Origin of the sequence: Actinomadura sp. 3N508, from assembly GCF_044326375.1 — a bacterium.
In the GTDB taxonomy this organism is placed as follows: domain Bacteria; phylum Actinomycetota; class Actinomycetes; order Streptosporangiales; family Streptosporangiaceae; genus Spirillospora.
This window is the reverse complement of the sequence record NZ_JBIRAX010000005.1, coordinates 651,326-661,944: the sequence shown is the minus strand read 5'-3', so window position 1 is coordinate 661,944 and position 10,619 is coordinate 651,326. Positions and strand designations below refer to the sequence as shown.

The 10,619-nt window shown below is 72.6% G+C and carries 8 protein-coding genes; 5 read left to right on the top strand and 3 right to left on the bottom strand.

Annotated features, from left to right (window positions below; all coding sequences use genetic code 11):
- Positions 1-96 precede the first annotated feature (96 nt).
- Positions 97-1,041 carry a tRNA (adenine-N1)-methyltransferase gene (locus ACH34S_RS21795; protein WP_395954535.1) on the bottom strand — a complete coding sequence of 315 codons (945 nt, stop codon included), beginning with the start codon at positions 1,039-1,041 and terminating at the stop codon, positions 97-99.
- Positions 1,042-1,107: 66 nt separating this feature from the next.
- Positions 1,108-2,289 carry a site-2 protease family protein gene (locus tag ACH34S_RS21790; protein WP_395954534.1) on the bottom strand — a complete coding sequence of 394 codons (1,182 nt, stop codon included), beginning with the start codon at positions 2,287-2,289 and terminating at the stop codon, positions 1,108-1,110.
- 107 nt (positions 2,290-2,396) lie between these two features.
- Between ACH34S_RS21790 and ACH34S_RS21785 the strand changes: the two genes are divergently transcribed.
- The 5 genes from ACH34S_RS21785 to ACH34S_RS21765 all read left to right on the top strand — a co-directional run bounded on the left by ACH34S_RS21785 (position 2,397) and on the right by ACH34S_RS21765 (position 9,342).
- The gene (locus ACH34S_RS21785; protein WP_395954533.1) at positions 2,397-3,356 is read left to right on the top strand and encodes a RecB family exonuclease; all 960 of its coding nucleotides are present in this window, start codon (positions 2,397-2,399) and stop codon (positions 3,354-3,356) included.
- A 208-nt stretch (positions 3,357-3,564) separates the two neighbouring features.
- Complete coding sequence (locus tag ACH34S_RS21780) at positions 3,565-4,788, top strand: sensor histidine kinase (protein WP_395954532.1); 1,224 nt, start codon at positions 3,565-3,567, stop codon at positions 4,786-4,788.
- Between the two features lie 135 nt (positions 4,789-4,923).
- Positions 4,924-5,604, top strand: coding sequence for a response regulator (locus ACH34S_RS21775; protein WP_395954531.1), 681 nt, complete (start codon positions 4,924-4,926; stop codon positions 5,602-5,604).
- A gap of 373 nt (positions 5,605-5,977) precedes the next feature.
- Positions 5,978-6,844 (top strand): ABC transporter ATP-binding protein, encoded by an 867-nt coding sequence (locus ACH34S_RS21770; RefSeq protein WP_395954530.1) that lies wholly within the window; start codon positions 5,978-5,980, stop codon positions 6,842-6,844.
- Positions 6,841-9,342 (top strand): ABC transporter permease, encoded by a 2,502-nt coding sequence (locus ACH34S_RS21765; RefSeq protein ID WP_395954529.1) that lies wholly within the window; start codon positions 6,841-6,843, stop codon positions 9,340-9,342. The genes ACH34S_RS21770 and ACH34S_RS21765 overlap by 4 nt, the downstream gene beginning before the upstream one ends.
- A 150-nt stretch (positions 9,343-9,492) precedes the next feature.
- Here ACH34S_RS21765 and ACH34S_RS21760 read toward each other — a convergent pair whose 3' ends face one another.
- A complete protein-coding gene (locus ACH34S_RS21760; RefSeq protein WP_395954528.1) occupies positions 9,493-10,602 on the bottom strand; it encodes an ABC transporter ATP-binding protein in 1,110 nt (369 codons plus the stop codon).
- Between the last annotated feature and the right edge of the window lie 17 nt (positions 10,603-10,619).

Below are 10,619 nucleotides of genomic sequence, written 5' to 3'. Positions count from 1 at the left end.
GGGGGGGGGGGGGGGGGCCCCGGGGGGGTAAACGGTGGTGTCGCGGTGGGGTGGTGGCCGCGCGGGTGCGGGTGGGCGTGGCGGCGGGAGTGTGATCTACGACTCGGTGGGGCCGCCGGGCGTGGCGGCGCCGTCCGGTGTGGCGGCGCCCCCTTGGGGGGCGGGGTGGGCGGCTTTGGCGGGGCGGCGGCGGCGCGCGGGCGGGGTGACGCCGTCGGCGAGGCGGCGGGCGGTGACGAGGAAGCCGGTGTGGCCGATCATGCGGTGGTCGGGGCGGACGGCGAGGCCGTCGACGTGCCAGGTGCGCAGGAGGGTCTCGGAGGCGTGGGGTTCGGCGAAGGCGCCGTGGGCGCGGAGGTCTTCGACGACGCGGGACATCTGGGTGGTGGTGGCGATGTAGGCGCAGACGATGCCGCCGGGGATGAGGGCTTTGGCGACGGCGTCGAGGCATTCCCAGGGGGCGAGCATGTCGAGGACGACGCGGTCGACGTCGGTTTCGGCGAGGTGGTGTTCGAGGGCGCCGAGGGTGAGGTGCCAGGCGGGGTGGGGGCCGCCGAAGAACCTTTCGACGTTGGCGCGGGCGATGTCGGCGAAGTCGGGGCGGCGTTCGTAGGAGGAGACGAGGCCGTGGGCGCCGACGGCGCGGAGGAGGAAGCAGGTGAGGGCGCCGGATCCGGCGCCTGCCTCGACGACGCGGGCGCCGGGGAAGATGTCGGCCATGGCGACGATCTGCGCGGCGTCCTTGGGGTAGATGACGGCGGCGCCGCGGGGCATGCGGAGGGCGAAGTCGGCGAGGAGGGGCCGGAAGGCGAGGTATTCGGTGCCGCCGGTGGAGCGGTAGACGGTGCCTTCGGGGCTGCCGATGATGTCGTCGTGGGGGACGGAGCCCTTGTGGGAGTGGTAGAGCTTGCCGGGCTGGAGGGTGATGGTGTTGATGCGGCCTTTGGGGTCGGTGAGCTGAACCTGGTCTCCGGGCCGGAACGGGCCGTGGGGGGCGCGGCCGGGTGTGGTCGAGGGGTCGTTCGGCTGGGGTTCGCTCATGAACGTCAAGGCTAGCGGCGTGCGGGGCCCGGTCTGGACGCGGTCCGCGGGGGCCTGCGCGGCGGGTCAGATGCCGGCGAAGGCGCGGTCGAGGTCGGCGGCGACGAGGACGCCGTAGACGCGGCCGCCGGGTTCGAGGAGGAGGTACTCGGAGGCGGGTGCGCGGCGGAGCGCGTCCATGAGGTCTTCGCCGGAGATGTCGACGGGGAGGGTGAGGCGTTCGTCGACGCCGCGGGAGAGGTCGCCCGCGGTGACCCAGGGGCGGCGGTGTTCGGGCGTGGCGGTGACGGCCTTCTCACTGACGAGGCCGAGGGGCTTGCCGTCGTGGTCGGCGATGACGATGGCGCCGGCGTGGTCCTCGTGGGCGCGGCGGATGGCTTCGGCGAGGGGGGTGTCGGCGGTGACGAGGGTGGCGCGGCGGGCGAGGCGGCGGGCGGACAGCAGGGGGATGCGGTCGCGGACGTGTTCGGCGCGGATGGCGTGGGTGGCGCCGACCCAGATGAAGGACGCGACGAGCGCGGACCAGAGGAGGGCGAGCCAGCCGATGCCCTCTCCCGCGCCGGTGCCGTAGGTGGCGAGGAGGGCGCCGCCGATGAGGGTGGCGATGGCGACGCCGCGGCCGACCCAGCCGGCGATGATGGCGCCGCTGCGGCTGCGTCCGGTGGCCTTCCAGACGGCGGCGCGGACGAGGCGGCCGCCGTCGAGGGGCAGTCCGGGCAGGAGGTTGAAGACGCCGACGAGGAGGTTGGCGAAGGTGAGGGCGTCGACGAGGAGGAGCGCGACGTCGGGCATGGGGACGACGGCGCGGGCGAGGAGGCCGATGCCGGCGAGGACGAGGTTGACGAGCGGGCCGGCGAAGGCGATGAGGAACTCGCGGCCGGGGGTGGGGGCTTCGCGTTCGATGGAGGTCTCGCCGCCGAGGACGTGGAGGGTGACGGACCGGACGGGGAGTCCGAAGGCGCGGGCGGTGACGGCGTGGCTGAGTTCGTGGACGAACACCGAGCCGTAGAGCAGGACGGCGTAGGTGAAGGCGACGAGGTAGCTGGCGGGGCGTTCGACGACGTCGTGGACCTGTCCTTCGAACATGACGGTGACGAGGACGGCGACCAGGAACCAGCTGGGCGAGACGAAGATGGGGACGCCGAAGAGGCGGCCCATGAGGAGGCCGGGCCGCGGGGTGGGGCCGTCGCCGGGGCCGGTGCCGCCGGCGGGCGTCTTGCCCTCGGTCGGGGGCGCGCTGTGTGTCACGCCACCGATGCTACGGCCCTGGTGCCGCGGGCCGACCGGGTGGTCGGGGTCGGGGGGCCCGGCGGGGTGCGGGATTTCGTCGGGGGTGTCGCCTAGTGTGCTGTGCCATGACGACGACCGAGGCGGGTAGTGAGGCGTCCGTTCCGACCGCGCGCGGGGAGGCGGGCGGGGACGGGCCGGGGGCCGTGGAGGTGGTCGGGTCGTTGTCGCCGTCGCGGGCGAGCGATTTCATGACGTGCCCGCTGCTGTACCGGTTCCGGGTGATCGACCGGCTGCCGGAGCGGCCGAGCAGGGCGGCGGTGCGGGGGACGCTGGTGCACGCGGTGCTGGAGCGGCTGTTCGATCTTCCGCGGGGCGGGCGGACGGCCATGGCGGCGCTGGAGATGCTGGGCCCGGAGTGGGAGCGGCTGGTCGAGGCGGAGCCGGAGCTGGCGGGGCTGTTCGAGGACGGGGACGGCGGGGACGCGGAGCGGGCGGAGTGGCTGGGGCAGGCGCGGCGGATGGTGGAGCGGTACTTCACGCTGGAAGATCCGCAGCGGCTGGAGCCGGCGGAGCGGGAGCTGTTCGTGGAGACGGTGCTGGATTCGGGGTTGAAGCTGCGGGGCTACATCGACCGGGTGGACGTGGCGCCGAGCGGCGACGTGCGGATCGTGGACTACAAGACGGGGACGGCGCCGCGCGCCGATTTCGAGGCGCGTGCGCTGTTCCAGATGAAGTTCTACGCGCTGGTGCTGTGGCGGCTGCAGGGGCGGGTTCCGCGTCTTCTGCAGCTGATGTATCTGGGGAACGGGGAGGTTCTGCGGTACGAGCCGGACGAGTCGGATCTGCGGGCGACGCAGCGGAAGGTGGAGGCGCTGTGGGAGGCGATCCGGCGGGCGATGGACACGGGCGAGTGGCGGGCGCGGTCGGGCCGGCTGTGCGACTGGTGTGACCACAAGGAGCGGTGCCCGGAGTTCGGTGGCACTCCCCCGCCGCTGCCGGCGGCGCCGGTGCGCCGTCCGTCTCCCGCCGATCTGGAGGGCGTGTCCGGCGTGCAGGCCGCGGCCCGTGAGCGCGACGACCTGTAGCCCTGCCGAGTGCCCGTAACCCGTTCTGGCGCCCGGAGGCGCAGGGTGGGTCGCGGGGTGGATGGAGTGGGTGGGGCGTAGGGGCTGGGTGGGGCCGGGGCGGTGTCCGCAGGCGGATCGGGGCGGTGGATGCGTCCTCCTTGGGGAGGACTGCGGATCCGCGTACAGGATGGCTCACGACCTGGCGCGACCTCCTAGGGTGAGAGTCGTGTCACCCCGCATCCGTGGTCTTCATTCCTTCCGCGCCTGGCTGCAGGCGCGTCCGCTGGCAGCGGACACGCTGCTGGCGTTCGGGCTGCTGCTGGCGGGGCTGCCGCAGATGCTGCTGCAGGAGCTGCCGAAGACCGAGGAGTTCGAGGCATTCCGGGACCCGGACCTGTGGAGCGTGCTGGTCGTCGTCGTGGTGACGATGTCGCTGCGGTGGCGGCGGCGCCATCCGCTGCCGGTGCTGCTGTTCATCGTGGTGGGCGAGCTGGTGCTGGCGCTCGGGGACTATCCGCCGTCGGCGTCGGACGTGCTGGCGTACCTGATCGCGATCTACAGCATCGCCGCGCACCGGGGGCTGGCGCAGAGCGCGCTGGGCGGGCTGGTGGCGCTGACGCATCTGCTGGTGTATCTCGCGCTCCTGCCGGTGTCGACGTCGGCGGTCGAGATGCTGACGAACTTCGTGCTGCTGATCGGGGTGTGGGTGCTGGGCCGGAACCTGCGGCTGCGGCGCGCGTACTTCGCCGAGCTGGAGGATCGCGCGGCGCGGCTGGAGCGGGCGCGGGGCACCGACGCGCGGGCGGCGCGGATCGAGGAGCGGTCGCGGATCGCGCGGGAGCTGCACGATGTGGTCGCGCATCATGTGAGCGTGATGACGGTGCAGGCGGGCGCGGCGCGGCGGATCATCGACCGGGATCCGGGCAGCGCGCGGGAGGCGATGTCGACGATCGAGGAGGTCGGGCGGACGGCGCTGAGCGAGATGCGGCGGATCGTCGGGGTGCTGCGGACGGACCGGGATCCGGAGCGGGCGGGCCGGGAGCTGGCGCCGCAGCCGGGCCTGGGCGATCTCGGGGAGCTGCTGGATCACGTCCGGGAGACGGGGCTGTCGGTGCAGCTGTGGATCGAGGGTGAGGCGCGGCCGCCGTCGCCGGGGGTGGACGTGGCGGCGTTCCGGCTGATCCAGGAGGCGTTGACGAACACGCTGAAGCACGCGGGCCCGCAGGCGCGGGCGTGGGTGCGGCTGTACTACGGGGACGGGGACCTGACGGTGGAGATCGAGGACGACGGGCGCGGCACGGCGACGTTCATGGCGGAGGACGGCGCCAATCCGGGGCACGGCCTGGTCGGCATGTACGAGCGGGTGGCGCTGTACGGTGGCGAGTTGAAGATCGGTCCGCGGGTCGGTGGCGGGTTCGGGGTGCGGGCCCGTTTCCCGCTGGAGGCGTGAGATGCCGGAAGGCCGTAGGTTGGGCGGGAGTCCCGTAGGTTCGGGTGGGAGCGCCGTAGGTTCGGGCGAGGGCGCTGTGAGGCGAGGAGCGGGCACGATGGACGGAGCGGGACGCCGAGCGGGTGGAGCGGCGCGATGACGACGGTGCGGGTGCTGCTCGTCGACGATCAGCCGCTGCTGCGGACGGGGTTCCGGCTCATCCTGGAGGCGGAGCCGGACATCGCGGTGGTCGGTGAGGCCGGGGACGGTGCGGCGGCGGTGGAGCTGACGCGGTCGCTGCTGCCGGACGTGGTGCTGATGGACATCCGGATGCCGGGGGTCGACGGGATCGAGGCGACCCGCCGGATCATCCGGGAGGGTGCGGCCTCGCACGATCCGAAGGTGCTGATCCTGACGACGTTCGATCTGGACGAGTACGTGATCGAGGCGGTGCGTGCGGGGGCGAGCGGGTTCCTGCTGAAGGACTCCCCGCCGGAGGATCTCGTGCAGGCGATCCGGATCGTCGCGGCGGGTGATGCGATCGTGGCGCCGTCGGTGACGCGGCGGCTGCTGGACAAGTTCGCGACGCGGCTGCCCGCGGTGCGGGACGCGTCGCCGCCGCCCGGCCTGGACACGCTGACGGAGCGGGAGCGCGAGGTGCTGGGGCATGTGGCGCGGGGCCAGTCGAACGCGGAGATCGCGGCGGAGCTGGTGGTGAGTGAGACGACCGTGAAGACGCACGTGGGGAACGTCCTGGCGAAGCTGGGGCTGCGGGACCGGGTGCAGGCGGTCGTGTACGCGTACGAGACGGGTCTGAGCCGCCCGGGCCAGAGCTGACCCGTACCGGGGCCGGGCCTGACCTTGTAGGGCGCCGTGGAGGCGTGCCGAGCTCTCAGGGACGTCCCTGAGGGCTCGGCGTGCCCGTATCGGCGCAGGTGCCGGGCCTGGTGGTGCGGCGGGTCCGGGGCCGGTGGGCGCGGCGGGTTCGGGGTGGGCCCCTGAGACGCCCCCGTCTTCCGGATGGACGGGTCTACTCCGCTGGTACGAGCGGAGGGTCCCTTCTACTGCCTTGGGTGGACCGGCAAGTCCGTTCCTGAGGGGCATCACACGAGATCGTTCGCCTTCTAGTGTTTTGAGCGTCGGATCGCCGGGGGGACGGCGCGGTCGCGACACGCAACCAGTCCAGCTCACTCACTCTCGGGAGTTTCACGTGACGAACACCGCCCCATCGACCGCCGGCGCGAAGACCGCGCCCGGGGCGGGCGACTTCGCCGCACGGACCCAGCGGATCGCGAAGGTGTACGGGCGCGGCGACGCCCAGGTCGTCGCGCTCGACGGGGTCACGGTCGGCATTCCCCGCGGCCGCTTCACCGCGATCATGGGCCCGTCCGGGTCCGGGAAGTCGACCCTCATGCACTGCATGGCGGGCCTGGACTCGGTGGACTCCGGTGAGGTGTTCATCGGCGACACCGAGCTGACCCGCCTGAAGGACAAGCAGCTGACGCGGCTGCGGCGCGACAAGGTCGGGTTCGTGTTCCAGGCGTTCAACCTGGTCCCGACGCTGACGGCGCTGGAGAACATCACGCTGCCGATGGACATCGCCGGCCGCAAGCCCGACAGGGAGTGGCTGGACCAGGTGATCGACACGGTGGGGCTGCGGCCGCGGCTGAAGCACCGCCCGACGGAGCTGTCGGGCGGGCAGCAGCAGCGTGTCGCGTGCGCCCGCGCGCTCGCCGCCCGTCCCGCGATCATCTTCGCGGACGAGCCGACGGGGAACCTCGACTCCAAGTCCGGCGCGGAGGTCCTGGGGTTCCTGCGGGACTCGGTGCGGGGCATGGGGCAGACGATCGTGATGGTGACGCATGACCCGTCCGCGGCGGCGTACGCCGACCAGGTGCTGTTCCTGACCGACGGGCAGATCGTCGACACGATGCAGGGGCCGACGGCGGAGCGGGTGCTGGAGCGGATGAAGGGCTTCGAGACGGGCGCCGCCCGCCCCGCGCAGCCCGACGCCCAGCCGGGCGCGCGGTCTGCCGGGCAGCCGGGCGCGCAGGGGCCGGGGGTCGCGGCGCGATGATGGGCAAGGTCACGCTCCGCAACCTCGCGGCGCACAAGATCAGGCTGGTGCTGACGGCCGTCGCGGTGATCCTCGGCGTGGCGTTCGTGGCCGGCACGCTGATCTTCACCGACAGCATGAACAAGCAGTTCGACGACCTGTTCAGCCGGATCGGCACGAACGTGGCCGTCGACGTCCGCGCCAAGAAGGTCCTGGAGGGCGACGACGACGGGATGGCGGCGCAGCCGGTCCCGGCGAGCGTGCTGAAGGCGCTGGAGGGCGTCGAGGGCGTCAAGGACCCGAAGGGGAACGTCACCGGGTACGCGGCGGTCGTCGGCAAGGACGGCAAGGTCGTCGGGACGCCGCAGGACGGGCCGCCGCAGATCGGCGCGAACTGGACCGGCACCGGGACCTACGACCTGGCGTCGGGCCGCGCGCCGCAGGGGCCGGGCGAGGTCCTCCTCGACGACCGCACCGCGGAGAAGGGGAAGCTGGCCGTCGGCGACACCGTCCAGGTCCTCACGCAGGGCCCGCCGCAGCGGATGCGGGTCGTTGGTCTCATCGACGCCGGGAACCTGATGGGCGCGACGCTCACCGCGTTCGACACCCCGACGGCGCAGCGGCTGATGCTGAAGCCCGGCTACTTCAGCGACATCGAGATGGGCTCCACGGGCCCGTCGCAGGCGGAGCTGCGCGACCGGGTCGCGAAGGTCCTGCCGGCCGGGATGGAGGCCGTCACCGGGGAGCAGCTCCGCGAGGAGTCCAAGAGCGACATCGCGACGATGATGAACTTCTTCCGGACGTTCCTGCTCGTGTTCGCGCTCATCTCGATCTTCGTCGGGGCGTTCATCATCTTCAACACCTTCTCGATGCTGGTCGCGCAGCGGACCCGCGAGCTGGCGCTGCTGCGCGCGGTCGGCGCGGCCCGCGCGCAGGTGACGCGGGCGGTGATCGGCGAGGCGATCGCGGTCGGGATCGTCGGGTCCACGCTCGGGCTGGTGGCCGGGGCGGGCCTGGCGACGATGCTGCAGTCGCAGGTCGGGGACGCCGGTGACGGCGGCCTGACGTTCACCGCGACGCCGGTGATCTGGTCGTACGTGGTCGGGATCGTGGTGACGGTGGTGTCGGCGTACTTCCCGGCCCGGCGCGCCGCGAAGATCCCGCCGGTGGCGGCGATGCGCGACGACGTCGCGCTGCCGCAGCGGTCGCTGCGGATCCGGGTCGCGCTCGGGTCGCTGCTGACCCTGGCCGGTGCGGGCCTGATCGCGGTGGGCCTGGCCGGCAACGGCGGCAACCCGGTGATCCCGGTGGGCGCGGGCGCGTTCGCGGTGTTCATCGGCGTCGCGATGCTCGCGCCGGTGATCAGCGTGCCGGTGCTGCGGGTGCTGGGCGCGCCGGCGGCGCGGCTGATGGGGTCGCCGGGGCGGCTGGCGCGGCAGAACGCGCTGCGCAACCCGCGCCGTACCGCCGCGACCGCGGCCGCGCTGATGATCGGCCTGGCGCTGATCACCACGGTGAACGTGCTCGGCGCGACGATGCGGGCGTCGGTCGACGACCAGATCGACGCGCAGTTCGGCGCGGACTACCTGGTCGAGTCGGAGGGCATGGGCGGTGTCGCCGCGGGCGCCGCGGAGAAGATCACGGCGGTGCCGGGGGTGACGGCCGCCTCGCCCGCCTACGAGGGCGACGCGAAGATCGCCGGGAAGAACACGTGGTTCACGGCCGCCGACGGCGCCATGGTCGCGAAGGCCGCGAAACTGAAGATCGTGTCGGGTGGCACCGACCTCGGGAACGCCGGGATCATGGTGGACGAGGACACCGCGAAGGACAACGGCTGGAAGGTCGGCTCCGCGGTGCCGGTGCAGTTCACCGACGGGAAGACCGAGCAGCTGACGGTGACCGGGGTGTACACCAGGAGCGACCTGATCGGGAGCCGGCTGGTGTCCCCGCAGGTGTATCTGCGGCACACCGTGAACCCGTCCGTGGCCACGATCGTGGTGGACGCGGCGGCGACGACCGCGGCGACCAAGACCGCGCTGGAGACGGCGCTGAAGGACTACCCGAACCTGAAGGTGTCCGACCAGTCGGCGCTGAAGGAGGACGCCCGCAAGCAGGTCGACGGGTTCGTGACGTTCCTGACGATCCTGCTGATCATGTCCGTCATCATCGCGGCCGTCGGGGTGGTCAACACCCTCGCGCTGTCGGTGATCGAGCGGACCCGGGAGATCGGGCTGCTCCGCGCGATCGGGATCTCCCGGCGGCAGCTGCGCCGCATGATCCGGCTGGAGTCCATCATGATCGCGGTGTTCGGCGCGGTGCTCGGCATGGGCATCGGGGTCGCGTTCGGCGCGGCGCTGCAGAACGCGCTGGCCGACGAGGGCCTCGGCGTCCTCGCCGTCCCGTACGGGACGCTCGCCGTCTACCTGGTGGTCGCCGCGGTGATCGGGGTGCTGGCGGCGCTGTGGCCGGCGTGGCGGGCGGGGCGGATGGACGTCCTGAAGGCCATCGCCACCGAATAGCCGCCACCGAATAGCCGCCACCGAACGACCCCGGCGGGGGACGTGAAAGACCCGGCCGCCTCCACGTGGAGGGGCCGGGTCTTTCGCGTGCTCGGACGAGCGACCGTGCGACCGTGGGCGAACGAGACGATCTGGTCGGGCCGGACGCGGTCAGTCGGTCGGTTCGGCGGGGTCGTCGGCGGGCGCGGGGGCCTGCGCGACGGCGGCCTTGGCGACCGCGTCGGTGGCGCTGACCGTGGTGTTCTCCGGGAAGTGGCAGGCGGCCTGGTGGCCGGGGCTGAGCTCCACCAGCGGCGGCTCGACCTGCTTGCAGATGTCCTGCGCCTTCCAGCAGCGGGTGTGGAACCGGCACGCGGGCGGCGGGTCGAGGGGGCTCGGCACGTCGCCCTGCAGCCGGATCCGCTTCCGCTCGCCCCGCTGGGCGGGGTCGGGGATCGGCACCGCGGACAGCAGCGCGTTGGTGTAGGGGTGCATGGGCCGCTCGTACAGGTCGGCCCGGTCCGCCAGCTCGACGATCTTGCCGAGGTACATGACGGCGACGCGGTCGGAGATGTGCCGCACCACCGACAGGTCGTGCGCGATCACCACGTAGGTGAGGTCGAGCTCGTTCTGCAGGTCTTCGAGCAGGTTCACGACCTGCGCCTGCACCGACACGTCCAGCGCCGACACCGGCTCGTCCGCGACGATCAGCTTCGGCTTGAGGGCGAGGGTGCGGGCGATCCCGATGCGCTGCCGCTGCCCGCCGGAGAACTCGTGCGGGTACCGGTTGTAGTGCTCGGGGTTCAGGCCGACGAGCTCCAGGATCTCCTGGACGGCCTTCTTCACGCCCTGCTTGGCCTCGATGTTCTGCAGCCTGAACGGGGCCCCGACGATCGCGCCGACCGTCTTGCGCGGGTTCAGCGAGGAGTACGGGTCCTGGAAGATCATCTGAAGGTCGCGGCGGAGCGGCCGGAGCCGGCCCTGCGACATCTTCGTGATGTCGTGCCCCTCGAAGACGATCTTCCCGAAGCTCGGGTCGAGGAGCCGCATGATCATCCGGCCGGTGGTGGACTTGCCGCAGCCCGACTCCCCCACCAGCCCGAGGGTCTCGCCCTTGCGGACGGAGAACGACACGCCGTCGACGGCCTTCACCGCCGCGACCTGCCGGCGCAGCAGCCCCGCCGTGACGGGGAAGTGCTTGCCGAGGTTCTCCACCTCCAGGAGGGTCTCGCCCTCCCGGAAGGGACGGGCCGCGTCCGCCGGGGTCTTCGTAGTGCTCACCACAGTCTCGTTCCCAC

Excerpts from the sequence above, each read along its gene's own strand:
- ACH34S_RS21785 (WP_395954533.1), top strand. The coding sequence starts at position 2,397 with ATGACGACGACCGAGGCGGGTAGTGAGGCGTCCGTTCCGACCGCGCGC.
- ACH34S_RS21775 (WP_395954531.1), top strand. The coding sequence starts at position 4,924 with ATGACGACGGTGCGGGTGCTGCTCGTCGACGATCAGCCGCTGCTGCGG.
- ACH34S_RS21765 (WP_395954529.1), top strand. The coding sequence starts at position 6,841 with ATGATGGGCAAGGTCACGCTCCGCAACCTCGCGGCGCACAAGATCAGG.
- ACH34S_RS21795 (WP_395954535.1), bottom strand. The coding sequence starts at position 1,041 with ATGAGCGAACCCCAGCCGAACGACCCCTCGACCACACCCGGCCGCGCC.